Origin of the sequence: Burkholderia sp. 572 (assembly GCF_040545135.1) — a bacterium.
Lineage (GTDB): Bacteria > Pseudomonadota > Gammaproteobacteria > Burkholderiales > Burkholderiaceae > Burkholderia > Burkholderia cepacia.
Map to the genome: position 1 here is coordinate 237,411 of NZ_JBEPLH010000005.1, position 16,197 is coordinate 253,607.

General features: G+C 68.9%; 11 protein-coding genes. 5 read left to right on the plus strand and 6 right to left on the minus strand.

All coding sequences use genetic code 11. The annotated features are described in order from the left end of the window. Positions 1-27: 27 nt before the first annotated feature. The 4 genes from ABIC51_RS12035 to ABIC51_RS12050 form a co-directional block, all read right to left on the minus strand. The gene (locus ABIC51_RS12035) at positions 28-387 is read right to left on the minus strand and encodes a COG4315 family predicted lipoprotein (protein ID WP_027788225.1); all 360 of its coding nucleotides are present in this window, start codon (positions 385-387) and stop codon (positions 28-30) included. Positions 388-688: 301 nt separating this feature from the next. Beyond that, positions 689-3,073, minus strand: coding sequence for a beta strand repeat-containing protein (locus ABIC51_RS12040; RefSeq protein WP_354006491.1), 2,385 nt, complete (start codon positions 3,071-3,073; stop codon positions 689-691). 497 nt (positions 3,074-3,570) lie between these two features. Further along, positions 3,571-4,815, minus strand: a complete 1,245-nt coding sequence (locus ABIC51_RS12045; protein ID WP_226229851.1) for an NAD(P)/FAD-dependent oxidoreductase — start codon at positions 4,813-4,815, stop codon at positions 3,571-3,573. 67 nt (positions 4,816-4,882) lie between these two features. Further along, the gene (locus tag ABIC51_RS12050; protein WP_124672043.1) at positions 4,883-5,662 is read right to left on the minus strand and encodes an ABC transporter substrate-binding protein; all 780 of its coding nucleotides are present in this window, start codon (positions 5,660-5,662) and stop codon (positions 4,883-4,885) included. Positions 5,663-6,040: 378 nt separating this feature from the next. Between ABIC51_RS12050 and ABIC51_RS12055 the strand changes: the two genes are divergently transcribed. The 5 genes from ABIC51_RS12055 (at position 6,041) to ABIC51_RS12075 (ending at position 11,416) form a co-directional block, all read left to right on the plus strand. Next, on the plus strand, positions 6,041-7,003 hold the full coding sequence (locus ABIC51_RS12055) for an ornithine cyclodeaminase family protein (RefSeq protein WP_354006492.1): 963 nt from the start codon (positions 6,041-6,043) through the stop codon (positions 7,001-7,003). Continuing rightward, positions 7,000-7,794, plus strand: coding sequence for a helix-turn-helix transcriptional regulator (locus ABIC51_RS12060; RefSeq protein ID WP_027788230.1), 795 nt, complete (start codon positions 7,000-7,002; stop codon positions 7,792-7,794). Before ABIC51_RS12055 ends, ABIC51_RS12060 begins: the two co-directional genes overlap by 4 nt. Before the next feature lie 226 nt (positions 7,795-8,020). Next, positions 8,021-8,752: a DsbA family oxidoreductase gene (locus ABIC51_RS12065; RefSeq protein WP_027788231.1), complete on the plus strand. Its 732-nt coding sequence runs from the start codon at positions 8,021-8,023 to the stop codon at positions 8,750-8,752. Between the two features lie 136 nt (positions 8,753-8,888). Beyond that, complete coding sequence (locus ABIC51_RS12070) at positions 8,889-10,328, plus strand: DHA2 family efflux MFS transporter permease subunit (protein WP_175862063.1); 1,440 nt, start codon at positions 8,889-8,891, stop codon at positions 10,326-10,328. Positions 10,329-10,627: 299 nt separating this feature from the next. Then, the gene (locus ABIC51_RS12075) at positions 10,628-11,416 is read left to right on the plus strand and encodes a sulfite exporter TauE/SafE family protein (protein ID WP_027788233.1); all 789 of its coding nucleotides are present in this window, start codon (positions 10,628-10,630) and stop codon (positions 11,414-11,416) included. Positions 11,417-11,570: 154 nt separating this feature from the next. Here ABIC51_RS12075 and ABIC51_RS12080 read toward each other — a convergent pair whose 3' ends face one another. Together ABIC51_RS12080 and ABIC51_RS12085 are read right to left on the minus strand one after the other, a co-directional pair. Further along, positions 11,571-13,406 (minus strand): S10 family peptidase, encoded by a 1,836-nt coding sequence (locus tag ABIC51_RS12080; protein ID WP_175863752.1) that lies wholly within the window; start codon positions 13,404-13,406, stop codon positions 11,571-11,573. Between the two features lie 614 nt (positions 13,407-14,020). Beyond that, on the minus strand, positions 14,021-16,111 hold the full coding sequence (locus ABIC51_RS12085; RefSeq protein ID WP_124533993.1) for a D-(-)-3-hydroxybutyrate oligomer hydrolase: 2,091 nt from the start codon (positions 16,109-16,111) through the stop codon (positions 14,021-14,023). Positions 16,112-16,197 lie beyond the last annotated feature (86 nt).

The following is a 16,197-nucleotide window of genomic DNA, read 5'->3' on the forward strand; positions in this document are numbered from 1 at the left end:
CAGGATGCCTCGCGCACCGCCACGCGGTCACGGGCGCGCAACGTGCCACATGCCGCCGATCCCGTCGCCGCCCGCGTCGCCGGGCTTGCGATCCTGCTTCCAGCGATACAGCGGGCGCCCGCGATACGCCCATTGCTTGCGGCCGTCGTCGCGCGCGACGAGACTCAGTGCACCCACGGCCTTGTCGTACGCGTCGGCGAGCGCGGGCGGCCAGTTGGCCGCGCACGCGCTGTCGCACGCGCTCTTGCCGGGCGCGTCGCGATCGAACACGTACAGCGTCATGCGATCTTCGTCGACCAGCTTGCCGTCGCCGGCACGGGGCGGTTCCGCGGCGGCCGGCCGCACGATAGCCGCCGTCAGCGCGGCGGCAACGAGTATCCGTTTCATGTCCTTTCTCCTTGGCACGGCATCGCGACACGGCGGCACCGGCAGGGACGATCGGCTTCGTCGCGACCATTATCCCGCCGGCCGGTGCTGCCGGGATTCGGTATGTAAACGGACGAAGGAGGCCGATTATTCCGCGTCGGCCGACGAACGCCGGCCGCGGCCGTTCATGCCGCGGCCGTTCATGCGACGAAAGAAAGCGCGCCCCAAAAAGGACAACGCGGCATGACATCCCTGTCATGCCGCGTTGCGCGAACCGTTGCGCACGGCGGCCGATCTCGCGCCGCCGTGCGTGTCCGGCCGTTTACCTCGGCAGTGCGCCCGTCAGCGACTGGAGCAGCGACGACACCGGTGCGAGCGGGTTGCCCGGCGCGCTGTTGCCCGAATGCGGCGTGACCGACAGGCCCGGCGCGGAGCCGAGCGCCGTGCCCACCGTCGTGCCGACCGCGTTGACGACCGTCGCCGTCGCGTTGCCGCCCGTCGTCAGCAGCGAGCCAACCGCCCCCGCCGTGCCGCCGGCCGCGTTCGCGCCCGAGCCAAGCAGGCTGCCGCCCGCCGCTGCCGTCGAACCGGCCGCGCCCGACAGCGCGCCGGCCGCCTGCCCGAGGGCCACCGGACCGTTCGCGAGTGCGCCCGTCACCGAACCGAGCGCACCGGTCAGTGCGCCGGCCGGGTTGCTGCCGCCCGTCAGGCCGCTCACGAGGTTCGTGATCGGTGCGATCGGGTTGTTGCCCGCCGCGCCGGACAACGTGCCGACGACCTGGTTCACGACGCCTTGCACCGGCGCCAGCGGGTTCGACCCGCCGAGGTTGCCGAGCGTGCCGACCACCTGGTTCACGACGCCCTGCACCGGCGCCAGCGGGTTCGTGCCGCCGAGGTTGCCGAGTGCGCCCACGACGGAGCCGACCGCGTTACCCAGTGCGTTCGTGGCCGTGCCGACCGCATTGCTGTTGCCCAGCGTGCCGACGACCTGGTTCACGACACCCTGCACCGGGGCCAGCGGATTCGAGCCACCGAGGTTGCCGAGTGCGCCCGTCACCGAGCCTAGTGCACCGGTCAGCGCACCAGCCGCGTTGCCGCCCGTCGGCAGCGCGTTCTGCAGGCCGTTGACGAGGTTCGTGATCGGCGCGATCGGGCTGCCGCCACCGGCGCCGGACAGCGTGCCGACGACCTGGTTCACGACGCCTTGCACCGGCGCCAGCGGATTCGAGTCGCCGAGCGTGCCCGCAAGCTGCGTGACGACACCCTGCACCGGCGCCAGCGGGCTGCCCGCGCCGCCGACGTTGCCGAGCGTGCCCGTGATCGTGTTGACCGCGTTGCTGAGCGTGCCGGCCGGGATGCCGCTGCCGAGCGTACCGGTGACCTGGTCGACGACGTTCTGGATCGGGGCCAGCGGGTTCGAGCCGCCGCCGATGCCGCCCAACGCGCCCGTCACCGTGCCGAGTGCGCCGGTCAGCGCGCCTGCCGGGTTGCCGCCGCCGAGCGCGCCCGTGACCTGGTTCACGACGCCTTGCACCGGGGCCAGCGGGTTCGAACCGCCGCCGATGCCGCCCAGTGCGCCCGTTACCGTACCGAGTGCACCGGTCAACGCACCAGCCGGGTTGCCGCCGCCGAGCGCACCCGTGACCTGATTCACGACGCCTTGCACCGGGGCCAGCGGGTTCGAACCGCCGCCGATGCCGCCCAATGCGCCCGTGACCGTACCGAGTGCGCCAGTCAGTGCGCCTGCCGGGTTGCCGCCGCCGAGCGCGCCCGTTGCGGTACCGAGTGCGTTGCTTAGCGTCCCGGTCGCCGTGTTCAGTGCGCCGGTCAGCGCACCCGCGGGATTGCCGCCGCCGATAGCGCCCAATGCGCCGAGCGCACCCGTCACGTTGCCGATTGCACCGGTTACCGTGCCGGCCGGATTGCCAGCACCGAGCTCACCCGCCACGGTACCGAGCGCACCCGTCAATGCGCTGGCCGGGTTGCCGGTATTGAGCGCAGTCGTGACTTGATTGACGACGCCTTGAACCGCCCCCAGCGGGTACGAGCCGCCGCCGATACCGCCCAGTGCGCCCGTCACCGTGCCGAGTGCGCCGGTCAGCGCACCAGCCGGGTTGCCACCGCCGAGCGCACCCGTTACTTGATTGACGACACCTTGAACCGGCGCCAGCGGATTCGACCCGCCACCGACGTTGCCGAGCGCACCGGTCACCGTGCCGAGTGCCCCCGTCAACGCACCAGCCGGGTTGCCACCGCCGAGTGCACCCGTCACTTGATTGACGACACCTTGAACCGGCGCCAGCGGATTCGCGCCACCACCGACATTGCCCAGCGCCCCCGTCGCCGTGCCAACCGCATTGCCCAACGCCCCCGTCGCCGTATTCAGCGCACCGGTCAACGCGCCGGCCGGGTTGCCGCCGCTCAGCGCACCCGTCACCGCCCCCACGGCGCCCGACAGTGCCTGGCCGGGGTCGCCAAGGGACGTCTGGATCGCGCCCGCCCCGCCCGCCGCCACGGTGACCGAACCCAGCGGCGACGTCCCCGTCGCGACCAGCCCGACCGAGACGCTGTTCGTCGGCGGGTTGACGATCACTTGCGGGATCGGCAGCCCATCAAGGGGCCCCGCCACCGCGGAACCCGAAGCCAGCACCCCGAACACCGTCGCGACCGACAGCGCTGCACCCGTCAATTTCAGATTTTGTCCCATCTTTGTTTTTCCCCATCTCGGTTGGCACAACGTTGATAAAGCATGGGGACGGATTGCACGAAGTGTGCCAATTCGAAAAACCGGATTGATTCGTCTGTCTATTAGCGATCAATAACGCTTTTTTAATCGATTTCAGACGAAAAGCATGACCCCGGCATCGCAATCATCTGATGAAAAAGGGCATCGGAGCACGGATGTAACGTAACGTTTGCGAGCCCCGTGGTAACGTGTTCCGGTACATTCCGCGTAACACCGGAGCGCGCCGCCAGGGTGGTGCATCAGACCGTCACGAGCGGCTGCCGATTACGCATTTCAGCAAAATGAAAATGCATTGATAAATCGCCGATTTGCTGATTTTCTTTATTTGGCGATCATCTTTCTTGCCGATTACGCAGATCATTTCCGATTGCGCGATTTCCGGTAATCCGGATAGCAGAATGAAACATTGTAAAGGCCGCGTCGCAACCGGCGCGCGCGAGGCTGCGCGCGCCGCCGGATCAGCCGAAGCGTGCGGGCCGGTACGGATGGGGATCGATATAGGTCGGCGCGCCCGTCATCATTTCGGCGAGCAGGCGCCCGGTCGCGGGGCCGAGCGTGAGCCCGTGGTGACAATGGCCGAACGCGAACCACAGGTGGCGATGGCGCGGCGCGGGCCCGATCACCGGGCGCATGTCGGGCGTGCACGGCCGCATCCCGAGCCACGGCTCGGGATCGAGCCGCTCGCCGATGCCGAACGCGTCGCGCGCCAGCGGCTCCGCACGCGCGAGCTGCACGCCGGTCGGCGGTGCGCCGCGCAGCGCGATCTCGACGCCGGTCGTGAGCCGCAGGCGGCCGCCTTCCATCGGCGCGACGACGAAACCTTCCTCGGTATCACACACCGGCACGTTCAACGGCGCGCGCGTCGGCCGGTAGTGCATGTGGTAGCCGCGCTTCGCGCGCAGCGGAATCCGGTAGCCGAGCGGCGCGAACACGTGATCGGACCACGGCCCGAGCGCGACCACCGCCGAGCGCGCCGAGATCGGCCCGTGTTCGGTACCGACCTGCCAGCCGCCCTCCACCTGCGCGAGCGTCTTGGCATCGCCGAGCACGAACGTGCCGCCGTCGCGCTCGAACAACCGGGCGTAGGCCTTGGTCAGCCCGCCCGGGCTCGACACGGTCTTTGGGTCCTGCCAGTGGAATGCGCCGCAGAACGCGTCGCTGACGCCGGGCTCCGCCGCGCGCAACGCACGTGCGTCGAGCACCGTCATCCGCAGCCCGTGCGCGTCGGCCACGCGCTGCTGCACGCGCGTTTCCGCATCGAACAGCGCGGGCGAACGGAACGCCTCGATCCACCCGCCGTCGTGCACGAGCGGCTGCGCATCGGTACGCGCGAGCAGCGCGTCGTGCTCGACGACGCTCGCCGCGACGAGCGGCAGCAGGTCGCGCGCGGCGGCCGCGAGCCGCTGCGGCGACGATTCGCGCCAGAAGCGCGCAAGCCAGCCCGCATACGCGGGCAGCGCGCGGTAGTCCCAGTAGAGATCGACCGAGCGGTTGCGCGCATAGCGCAGCAAAGTACCGAGCCGGCGCGGAAACGCGTACGGCACGACCGACGAGCGTTCGATCAGCCCCGCATTGCCGTGGCTCGTTTCCTCGCCGGGCGCACGCCGGTCAACGAGCGCGACGCGCAACCCGCGATCCTGCAGATGCAGCGCCGACGACACGCCGACGATGCCGGCCCCCAGAACGATGACGTCGAAATCCATGGTTCCCCGTACTGCGTCGAGATTCGATGCGGCACGCACCGGCCCGGCGGCCGGCGCGCGGCGGTCATTACTTCGCGACGATGTCGCGCTTGAAGTACTTCTGCGACAGCGCGCCGAGCGTGCCGTCCTTCTTCAGCGCGTCGAGCGCGCCGACGATCTTCGCCTGCAGCGCCTTGTCGTTCTTGCGCATCCCGAAGCCCGTGCCTTCGCCGAGCGTCGCCGGATCCTTCAGCGGCTCGCCGACGATCTGGTAGTCGCGGCCGGCCGGCTTGTCGAGGAAACCGTCCTGCGCGGTCTGCGCTTCCTGCACGGCCGCGTCGAGACGACCCGCGACAAGATCGGCGTAGATCTGGTCCTGATCCTGGTACGACACGACGGCCACGCCCGCGTTGGCCCAGTGCGCCTTCAGGAAATCCTCCTGCGACGAGCCCTGCAGCACGCCGACGTGCTTGCCGCGCAGGCTCGCGACGTCGGGCCGCAGCGGCGAGCCGCGCTTCGCGACCATCACGATCGGCACCACGTAGATCGCCGGCGTGAAGTCGATGCTCTGCTTGCGCTTCGCGGTGATGTTCATCGCCGAATTGATCGCATCGAACTTGCGCGCCTGCAGCGCCGGAATCAGGCCGTCGAACGAATTCTCGACCCACACGCATTTCATGTTCAGCTTCGCGCACACCGCGTTGCCGATGTCGACGTCGAAACCCTGCAGCTGACCGGCCGGCGTCTTGCTCTCGAACGGCGGATAGGCGGCTTCGATCCCGAAGCGCAACGTGGTCTGTTCCGCGTGGGCCGTGACGGCCGCACAGGCGAGCGCCGCAGCGGCGCAGAGGGAGAGCTTCCAGTTCATGACGGTCCTTCCGTTCTGGATTGAGGCGATGAAGATTGGTACACGACGGCCGCGGCCGGGCGCCGGATCGGCATTCGAAGCAGGCGGTCGCCACACGGCGGCGGGTCGTGTCCTGCACGCGAAATATAGACTCAAAGTCTACGATAGACTATAGGGGATACGAGAATCGTGCCCCGATACGCGTCATCTGAAATTCGCCCGACATCGAAAACACCCTTGATTTATCGATGTTTTTCCCGAATCGAGCGATGAAACACAGTCTCGAAAAGAAAAATTCTCCCGATTTCGTTTGTCTATATTAGACTTTTCGTCCATCACGAACACTGCCGGACACGTCGATCGAGACAGTCCAGTCCGGCCCCGACCGGAGATGTCCCCATGACGCAAACCGCCCCGACCCTGCCGCTGACCGTCGACGAAGCCACGGTGCGCGCGGCCCTGCCGTCGCTCGACGTGCTCGGCACGCTGCGCAGCATGTTCGCGTCGCTCGACGCGGCGCGCGCGGTGCAGCCGCCGCAAACGCTCACGCTGTTTCCCGAGCAGGCCGGCGACTTCATCACGTATCTGGGCGCGCTCGCCGACGCGCAGGTGTTCGGCGCGAAGCTGTCGCCGTATGTCGTGACGGGCGGCAAGCCCATCGTCACCGCGTGGACCGCGCTGATGTCGATGCGCACGGGCCAGCCGCTGATGTGGTGCGACGCGGGGCTGCTGACGGTCGAGCGCACGGCCGGCACGACCGCGCTCGCGGTCGATTGTCTCGCGCCGGGCAACGCGCGCCATCTCGCGATCGTCGGCGCGGGCGCGGTCGGCCTCGCGCACCTGCGGCACACCGCGGGATTGCGCGACTGGGAGACGATCCGCGTGTACTCGCCCGCGCTCGCCGGCGACGCGGCGCAGCAGGCGGCGCTTGCGCAGCTCGACCCGCGCGCACGCGCCGCGGCGAGCGTCGAAGCCTGCGTGCGCGACGCGGACGTCGTGATGCTGTGCACGTCGTCGGGCACGCCCGTGCTCGGCGACGGGATGCTCGCGCGCCCCGCGCTCGTCACGTCGATCAGCACGAACGTCGCGCGCGCGCACGAGATCCCGCCCGCCTGGCTGCCCGGCATGGACGTGTACTGCGACTACCGGCACACGACGCCCGCGAGCGCCGGCGAGATGCAGATCGCGACGGCCGAGCACGGCTGGGAAGCCGCACGGATCGCCGGCGACCTGCCCGCGCTCGTCGCCGGCACCTGCCCCGCACCGTCGTACGCGCGTCACGCATTCTTCCGCTCGATCGGCCTCGGGCTCGAGGACATCGCGATCGCGCACGCGCTGTACGCGCACCTGACGCGCGCATGAGCGGCACGCGAGCGCGGGGCCGATACAATGGCGCAACCGCCGCGGCGGCCGCGCGCGGGCGCACGGGCATGCCGGCCACCGGCACGCCGCCTCGCCGGCCCGATGGGCCGCCCGGCCCCCGCCCACCCGAGATGGCGACACCGATGCGCAAGAAGAAATCCCCCGTCAAAGACCTGCTGCTCACCCGTTATGCGCCGATCGCCGACGGTATCGCCGCGCTGTTCTTCCCGTACGCGGAAGTCGTGATCCACGATCTGCACGACCAGACCGTGCTGTATCTCGCGAACAACCTGTCGAAGCGCGAGGTCGGCGACGATTCCGCGCTGGAGGAAATCGATCATTCCGCGCGCGAGCGCGTGATCGGCCCGTACGAGAAGCTGAACTGGGACGGCCGGCGGATGCGCTGCGTGAGCAACGTGCTGTTCGACGACGAAGGCCACCCGGCCGGGATGATGTGCATCAACTTCAACATCGCGGTGTTCGACGAGGTGCGCGCGACGCTCGACCTGTTCATCAAGGGTGCGGGCGTGGTCGCGCAGCCGGACGAGCTGTTCCGCGACGACTGGCAGGAGCGCATCAACACGTTCCTGCACGGCTGGCTGCGCGAGCGGCAGGTCGGGCTGAACGGGCTCACGCGCGAGCACCGGCGCGAGCTCGTCGAAGCGCTGTACGCGGAGGGCGCGTTCCGCGGCAAGAGCGCGGCGAACTACGTCGCGAATGTGCTCGGGATGGGCCGCGCGACGGTCTACAAACACCTCAAGCACCTGAAGGAAACTCAGGGCGACGCGTAAGGGAAACGCGGGGCGGGCGGGCTGGTTCGCCGGGACGACGAAACGCCCGATCGTCGGGACGCGCGGCGGCGGCCCGTATCGGCCATCGCTATCGGTGCGCCGCTTCCGTGTCTATGCTTCGTGATGCGGCGGGTGCCCGTTTCACGCGCCCGCCCGGCCTGGACGAAGCGTCGAAGCACAAAGTGATATAGTCCCGGTTACATTTTTTTGCTGCCCGGAATCGCCCATGACGACCGCTCCCGCCCCGATTGCCCGCCCGACCCTGACCGTCGAAATCTGGTCCGACCTGATCTGCCCGTGGTGCTGGATCGGCAAGCGCCGCTTCGACGAGGCGCTCGCTGCGTTCGCACACGCCGAGCGCGTCGACGTCGCGCTGCGCGCATACCGGCTGATGCCGGGCCAGCCCGTCGAGCCGGTCGAGGCGATGCTCGCCGGCAAGTACCGGATGTCGCCCGCGCAGGTCGACCAGATGCTGCGCCAGGTGACCGAGGCGGCCGCGAGCGTCGGGCTGCGTTACGACCTGCCCGGCACGCTCGTCGGCGACACGCTCGACGGCCACCGGCTCGTGAAGCTCGCGGAAGCGACGGGCCGCGCGCATGCGCTGACCGAGCGGCTGTACCGCGCGTATTTCTGCGAGCACGGTTCGCTGTTCGATCACGCCGAGCTGACCGAATTCGCGGTCGAAGCGGGACTCGAGCGCGCGGCCGTCGAAGACGTGCTGCGCAGCGACCTGTACCGCGACGAAGTCGAAGCCGACATCGCCCGCGCCGCGCAGATCGGCGGGCGCGGCGTGCCGCTGTTCGTGTTCGGCGGCCGTTACGCGGTGTCGGGCGCGCAGCCGGCCGACGCGTTCGCGCAGGCGCTCGACCAGGCATGGCGCGACGGCATCGTCGAACTCGACGGCAGCGACGCGGCCGCATGCGGCCCCGACGGCTGCGAACTGCCGGCGCGCGCGTAACGCCCGTCGCATCCGTCACGCGCGGCCCGCCCGGACGCGCGACTACGCATCGCTCCTGCCACAAACCGGCAGGAAGCCCGCGCCGAGGGGGCCTACAATGCATCCTTTCAAATAACTATCAGAAGGCTGCAAGCCCATGACCCACGGGATCCACGGCGAAAAGCGCTGGTACGCGCTGATCGTCCTCTGCCTCGGCGTGCTGATGATCGTGCTCGACAGCACGATCGTGAACGTTGCGCTGCCGTCGATCAGCACCGACCTCCATTTCACCGAAACAGCCCTCGTGTGGGTCGTCAACGCGTACCTGCTGACGTTCGGCGGCTGCCTGCTGCTCGGCGGCCGGCTCGGCGACCTGTATGGCCAGCGGCGCATGTTCCTCGCCGGCCTCGTCGTCTTCACGCTCGCGTCGCTCGCATGCGGCCTCGCCCAATCGCAGACGATGCTGATCGCCGCGCGCGCGGTGCAGGGGCTCGGCGGCGCGGTGGTGTCGGCCGTGTCGCTGTCGCTGATCATGAATCTCTTCACCGAGCCCGGCGAACGCGCGCGGGCAATGGGCGTGTACGGCTTCGTCTGCGCGGGCGGCGGCAGCATCGGCGTGCTGCTCGGCGGGCTGCTGACGAGCTCGCTGTCGTGGCACTGGATCTTCCTCGTCAACCTGCCGATCGGCATCGCCGTCTATGCGATGTGCGTCGCGCTGCTGCCGCGCCTGCGCGCGCCGGCCGGCACCGCACGGCTCGACGTCGCGGGCGCGGTCACCGTGACCGCGTCGCTGATGCTGGCGGTCTACGGGATCGTCGGCGGCAACGAAGCCGGCTGGCTGTCGACGCAGACCGTCGTGCTGATCGGCGCGGCCGTCGCGCTGCTCGCCCTGTTCATCGCGATCGAGGCGCGCGCCGCGCATCCGCTGATGCCGCTCACGCTGTTCGCCGCGCGCAACGTCGCGCTCGCGAACGTGATCGGCGTGCTGTGGGCGGCCGCGATGTTCGCGTGGTTCTTCCTGTCCGCGCTGTACATGCAGCGTGTGCTCGGCTACGGGCCGCTGCAGGTCGGTCTCGCGTTCCTGCCGGCGAACCTGATCATGGCCGCGTTCTCGCTCGGGCTGTCCGCGCGCATCGTGATGCGCTTCGGGATCCGCGGCCCGATCGCGGCCGGCCTGCTGATCGCGGCCTGCGGCCTCGCCCTGTTTTCGCGCGCGCCGGTGGACGGCGGCTTCGTCTGGCACGTGCTGCCCGGCATGACGCTGCTCGGCATCGGCGCGGGCGTCGCGTTCAACCCGATGCTGCTCGCCGCGATGAGCGACGTCGATCCGGCCGATTCCGGGCTCGCGTCGGGGATCGTCAACACCGCGTTCATGATGGGCGGCGCGCTCGGCCTCGCCGTGCTCGCGAGCCTCGCGGCCGCCCGCACCGACGTGCTCGCGGCCGCGAACGCCGCGCCGCTCGACGCACTGAACGGCGGCTACCATGCGGCTTTCGCGTTCGGCGCGGCATTCGCTGCCGCCGCCGCGCTGATCGGGCTCGCGCTGCGCATCCGGCGGCAGGACGCCGTCGAAGGCGCCGGCCCCGCGATGCACTGACGCCGACGAGCCGCAGGCGGCGGACGAATCCGGCCGTTTGCATCGAACCTGGGGCGCGCACCGTCGCGCCCTTTTTCTTCTTCCGGGTGCCGCGCACCGCCCGTCCTGTCGTGGCTGGCCGGCACCGGCCATCACGTTGGCCCTGCCCCGTTCAAACGCCCGTTTCACCGCCGCCTGCCGCCCGCGCCTTCCCGGCCGATTTTTAACGCAGTCGTACACCGACCCGCCACATTTGCGACAATGGCGGACTTTGACCCACGCGCCGCTACCGCCGAACGCCGCATAACCGCCTCCTTCCGATGTCGCTTCCCCATATCGATCTGCTGTACTCGTTGTCCGGCCTGTTCGTCGGCATCCTCGTCGGCCTGACCGGCGTCGGCGGTGGTTCGTTGATGACGCCGATCCTCGTGCTGCTGTTCGGCGTCCACCCCGCGACGGCGGTCGGCACCGACCTGCTCTATGCGGCCGCGACCAAGGCTACCGGCACGCTCGTCCACGGCCTGAAGGGTTCGATCGACTGGCGCATCACGGGCCGGCTCGCGACAGGCAGCGTGCCGGCCGCGGCCATCACGCTGTGGTGGCTGCACACGCACGGGATGAACACGCCGGGCACCGCGCGGATGATCCAGCTCGTGCTCGGCGTCGCGCTGCTGCTCACGTCGCTCGCGCTGATCTTCCGGCCGCAGCTCACCGCGTTCGCCGCGCGCAACCCGCTCGCGCCGAACCCCGCGCGCACGCTGTGGTCGACCGTGCTGACGGGCGCCGTGCTCGGCGTGCTCGTGTCGATGACGTCGGTCGGTGCCGGCGCGATCGGCGTCACCGTGCTCCTGCTGCTGTATCCGATGCTCGCGACGACCCGCATCGTCGGGTCCGACATCGCGCACGCGGTGCCGCTCACGCTGGTCGCCGGCATGGGCCACTGGCTGCTCGGCTCGGTCGACTGGTCGATGCTGCTGTCGCTGCTGCTCGGCTCGTTGCCGGGCATCGTGCTCGGCAGCCTGCTGTCGGCGCGCGCACCCGAGCGGCTGCTGCGCAACCTGCTCGCCGCGACGCTCGTCGCGGTCGGCGTAAGGCTCGTGCTCGCGTAGGCGGGCGCCGATCCCGCCCTTCACCCGCGGCTGCGCCCTTTCCCGGCCAGCGCATCCGACGCGCGGCGCCCTCCGCTGCCGATAAAAACAGCCCGACCGGCCTGCGCCGATCGGGCTGTCGTCCGTCCGGGGCGGCTCGAGCCGCCCGCCGCGCTTACTGCCCCTGCTGCTGCAGTTTCTGCTGCTTGAGCTGCTGCGTGCGCGCCTGCAGCTTCAGCACCCGCTGCAGGGCGGTGCGGTTCGCGAGGATCCCGTCGTAGAAGTTGGCGAGATCGCCCTTCAGTGCGGTCCGCGACGCGTCGTTCAGGTAGATCATGTGGCCCGACGGGTAGTTCTTGATCGTCAGGTTCTGCGCCTTGAGCGTCGGGTCGAGCGGCATCTGCGCGAGCGTCAGCTCCGTCTGGTGGAACGGCGTGACGGCGTCGAAATAGCCGTTCGCCGACAGCACCTTCAGGTCCGGGTTCACGCTCATCGTCGACGCCAGGTCGCCGGCCGTGTACAGCGTGTTGCCGCCGCCCTTGTTCGCGCCGGTCGGGTCGGTGTGGCTGAAGTCCCAGTTGTTGAAGACCTGGTCGTTCAGGTCCACGAACGACGACGTCGACGTGTACTTGAGGTCGGTGTTGATGTAGCTGTTCCACAGCACCGTGTACGCGCCGCCGACGTTCGTGATCGACGGATCGTTGCTGCCCGAGTTCGGCAGGATGTACGGCGCGATGCCCTTGCCCGTGAAGTTCGCGCGACCGTCGTACTGGCCGATCTGCGTGCCCGGCACGAGCGTCAGGAAGAACGTGTACGGCGGGTTGTCGTCCGACGACGGCACGTTGCCGAGCGCGGCCGGGTTGCCGAACGTCTGGATCAGCGACGTCGGGTCCGTGCCGATGTACGCGCCCATCTGCTGCGCGGTCTGCAGGTTCAGGTTCAGCCGCACGTTCACGAAGCCGCCGTCCTGCGGGTTCGGCTTCTGCGCGAGCGGCGCGAGCGTGTTGTCCGCGTAGTTGCGGGCCTGGATCATGTACGCGTCGAGATCGGTCGGCGTCGGGTTGAGCGTCGTCTTCTTCCAGTAGAACGCGTCGGCCGCGAGTGTCGGGAACGTGCCCGGCGCGGACAACGCATTCGCGTAGTCGAGGATCGACGACTGCAGCGTGATCCCGTTCAGGTCGATGCCGTCCTCGTGCAGCACCCACGACACGACCGCGCTGCGCGCGGTGCCGTACGACTCGCCGTACAGGAATTTCGGCGAATTCCAGCGCGAATACTTGGTCAGGTAGCGCTGGATGAAGCGGTCGATCGAGCGGGCGTCCTGGTCGGTGCCCCAGAAGTCCTTGTTCTTCGCCGGGGCGATCGCCGTCGAGTAGCCGGTGCCGACCGGGTTGATGAACACGAGGTCGGTACGGTCGAGCAGGCTGTCCGGGTTGTCGAGCAGCTTGTACGGCGCGGGCGGCGTGAAGTTCGGGAACGACGACTGCAGGCGCTTCGGCCCGTACGAGCCGAGCAGCAGGTAGACCGACGACGAGCCGGGGCCGCCGTTGTAGAAGAACGTGACCGGGCGCGGCTTCGACGGGTCCGGATTGTCCTGCGTGTACGCGACGTAGAACATCTTCGCGTTCGGCGCCGAGGTGACCGGGTCGATCGTCGTCAGGTGGCCCGTGGTAGCCGTGTACTTGATGGTCTTGCCGCCGATCGTGACCGAACGGTGGACGACAGCCGCCCCTTCCGTGGAATCCGTGACCGCGTCGTTCGGCCCGGTGCCGTACACGTCGTTGTCGACGTACGGCTGGTCAGCCGCTGCGGCCGTTGCGTTGGTGTTGGCCGACGTGCTGGCGCCGGCCGACGTCGCGGCCGCGGCGGCGGCCGAAGCAGCCGGGCTCGGCCCGTCGTCGCCGCCGCACCCCGTGACGAGCAGCGCCGCGGCCGCGGCTGCGGCGAGCGGCACGCTCAGTGTCGTTCCGAATAGCGCGAAACCGTCTTTCAAGGACTTCCGTGTCGTCATTATTGCCTCTCGAACAGAACGATAAATACCGCCGGTCGCAAAGGATCATTTGCGCCGGCGCTCCGCACCAGGAATGCATTCGTTATGCGACGCACTCCGAGTTTTTTACCGGATCGGTGAATACCGATCGGCACGATTTACCCCACCCATGTTTTTTTGCAACCGCACAATGGAATCAATTCCATTGCAAACGGCAATTCAATAATCCGCAGCAATACGAATTCATTGCGCGAATTTGCATGCACACAAAATCGACGGCAAAAACACACCCCGCAAGGCCCGCCCGACAAGGGCACCTCGCTTGGAACAGACGAACGATCCCCCTCGGCGAGATACCGATTAATCGCAGAATGGCGATCAACCGCGACTCGAGCCGATTTAACAAAATCGAAAGGATCGATTAACTAAACGGAAAGGAATATCTTCGTATCTGTAATTTATTAAATTAAGTGAAAATACCGGCGCATATTAGGGTTCTGATTTACCGCCGTAAAGTAAGAATTTGTTACAGCGCTCGCCATTCGGACAAAAGCCAATCCGGGACCGATTCCATTCGCACAAAGGAAAAAGCCGGACGGCTGTCCGGCTTCGTGCGGGCGGCGCGGCGGGCGCCGTCAGAGCGGCACGTCGATCGTGCCGGCGCCGGTCGTGATCGCGTTCGCCCCCGGCGCGGCCGAGATCGGCGGCAGGTTCGCGCTCGTCAGCGCCGGCGCGGCGCCCGGCGTGCCGCCGCGCGGCACCGTGCGGATCACCTGCGACGGCGGCAGCGGCGCACCGTTCTTCAGGTGCCGCCACATCAGGTTCAGCGCCTGCACGTTGTAGTAGTGAACCGGCACGAAGCGCGTGTCGAAGCCCGGCACCGGCAGGAACGCGTCGAAGTGCTGGCCGTTCGTCACCTCGTAGAACACGAGCCGGCTGCGCCCGCCTTCGCTGATGCCGTTCTGCGCGACGTACGCGCGCGATGCGTGGTTCACGGGCACCAGCGCATCGCTGCGGCCCTGGACGATGATCGCCGGCTTGCCCTGCAGGTTCGCGTTCACGCGCACCGCATCGACGTTCGCGGGCATCCCGAGCATCCCGTTCGTCCAGAGCCGGCGCAGGCACAGCGCGCCCGCGAAGCTCGCATCGGGTGTCGCGAGCCGGTGGTCGATACCCGCGCCCGTGTTGAACACGAGGTCGATGCCGGCCGTCGGCGGCACGCCGTTGCCGACGCCGAAGACGGCCGGCATCGGCGACGTGGCCGGCGCGGCGACGGCGCCCGTCGCCGGGTTCGTCGTCGCGAAGCTGAAATTGCACAGGTTGTCGGTGACGCGCGAGCGCGTGTATGCGTTCGCATACGTGACGGCGATCGCCGGAATCGCCTGCGAATCCCACATCGGCGCTTGCAGCAGGTCGGAATCGGCAAGATAGCCGGCCGCGTGGAGCTGCGCGAGCGCGTCGGCGGCCTGGCTTTGCGTATCGGCCCCCGACACGAGCCCGGCCGCGGCGAGCGTCGCGCAGCGCTGCGTGCGGATCGACTGCGTGGTCGCCGCCGGCAGCGCGCTCAGGTACGGCGCACCGGCAAGCGACGCCGACGCGGCCGCGCACGGCTGAAGCAGGTTCGCGAGGGTCGCGTAGTCGGCCAGCGGCCGGCCGAACGACGGCACCGGCTGGCCGCCCGAGCGCACGACCGCGTTCGGCGCCATCCGCACGTTGATTTGCGGCTCGCCGACCACGACCGCGGTGATCCAGCCGCGATTGTCCTGCTCGGCCGCCGCGAGCGACGCGCCGCCGCCGTTGCTGACCGACGCGGCGATCGTCGTGATGTCGCCCGCGCGATAGCGCACGCCGTGATGCGAGCTGTCGATCAGCGGGCCGAACTGCTCGTTGAGCGCCCAGTACGCGAACTCGACCGACTGCAGCGTCACGCGCCCCCAGTCCTGCTCGGGATTCTGCTGCGAATGCGCGTGCTTGAACGCATAGCGGTTCGGGAAGCGGGAATTGAAGGTGGCGAGATCGCCGCTCGTCACGTTCGCGGTGAACAGGCTCGCGGTGCCGGCCAGCACCGCGTTGGCGAGCGTGCCGTCGATCAGCGTGACGGTGTCCGACATGAGTTCGTGCGCGCCGTTGCCGCCGCCCTTGTCGTTGTAGGCAACCGCGCAGCCGCGCTTGAGCGCCCATTCGCCGGCCGCGGAAATCGCGCCGTACACGCCGCGCGAGCCCGACGACGTCGCGGTGACGATGCACGGCTGCGCGGGATTGAAGCTGGCGGGCACCTGCACGAGCAGCGTCACGTTCTTGCTGCCGCTGCCGTCGTCGGAGTATGCGAGATATTCGGTGCCGGGGATCTTGCCTTCGCCGAGCGTGGCGTTGCCGTCGAGATCGACGTTCGGCCCCCAGAAGCGGCCGTAGCCGCCGTTCGCGCTCATGTCGACGAGCGCGCGGTAGTTCGACCAGATCGCGAGGCGGCGCAGCTCGGCGCCCGTCGGCCGGGCGGCGTTCGCGAAGCCCGGCGCGGTGGCCGAGCCGAGGCCCGTCTTGCCGAGGCCGGCCGTCAGCAGGTCGTCGCTCGCGCCGTCATAGGCTGTCGTGCGCACGCTGCCGGACACGAAACCGGGCAACCGGTTGCGCTCGGCCGATTCGTCGCCGTTGCAGGCGCCGAGTAGCGCGATCGCGGCCAGCGCCGCGCCGAAAACCATCCGCCTACCCCACCCGAGCCTCGTCATCGCCGCCCTCTCGATATCGTTATCGGTCCGCCGCCGCTTCATGCGGCTTGCGGCCTCTCAAGCGCAAACGGGCCCCGGCATGCCGG

Excerpts from the sequence above, each read along its gene's own strand:
- ABIC51_RS12035 (WP_027788225.1), bottom strand. The coding sequence starts at position 387 with ATGAAACGGATACTCGTTGCCGCCGCGCTGACGGCGGCTATCGTGCGG.
- ABIC51_RS12040 (WP_354006491.1), bottom strand. The coding sequence starts at position 3,073 with ATGGGACAAAATCTGAAATTGACGGGTGCAGCGCTGTCGGTCGCGACG.
- ABIC51_RS12045 (WP_226229851.1), bottom strand. The coding sequence starts at position 4,815 with ATGGATTTCGACGTCATCGTTCTGGGGGCCGGCATCGTCGGCGTGTCG.
- ABIC51_RS12050 (WP_124672043.1), bottom strand. The coding sequence starts at position 5,662 with ATGAACTGGAAGCTCTCCCTCTGCGCCGCTGCGGCGCTCGCCTGTGCG.
- ABIC51_RS12055 (WP_354006492.1), top strand. The coding sequence starts at position 6,041 with ATGACGCAAACCGCCCCGACCCTGCCGCTGACCGTCGACGAAGCCACG.
- ABIC51_RS12060 (WP_027788230.1), top strand. The coding sequence starts at position 7,000 with ATGAGCGGCACGCGAGCGCGGGGCCGATACAATGGCGCAACCGCCGCG.
- ABIC51_RS12065 (WP_027788231.1), top strand. The coding sequence starts at position 8,021 with ATGACGACCGCTCCCGCCCCGATTGCCCGCCCGACCCTGACCGTCGAA.
- ABIC51_RS12070 (WP_175862063.1), top strand. The coding sequence starts at position 8,889 with ATGACCCACGGGATCCACGGCGAAAAGCGCTGGTACGCGCTGATCGTC.
- ABIC51_RS12075 (WP_027788233.1), top strand. The coding sequence starts at position 10,628 with ATGTCGCTTCCCCATATCGATCTGCTGTACTCGTTGTCCGGCCTGTTC.
- ABIC51_RS12080 (WP_175863752.1), bottom strand. The coding sequence starts at position 13,406 with ATGACGACACGGAAGTCCTTGAAAGACGGTTTCGCGCTATTCGGAACG.
- ABIC51_RS12085 (WP_124533993.1), bottom strand. The coding sequence starts at position 16,111 with ATGACGAGGCTCGGGTGGGGTAGGCGGATGGTTTTCGGCGCGGCGCTG.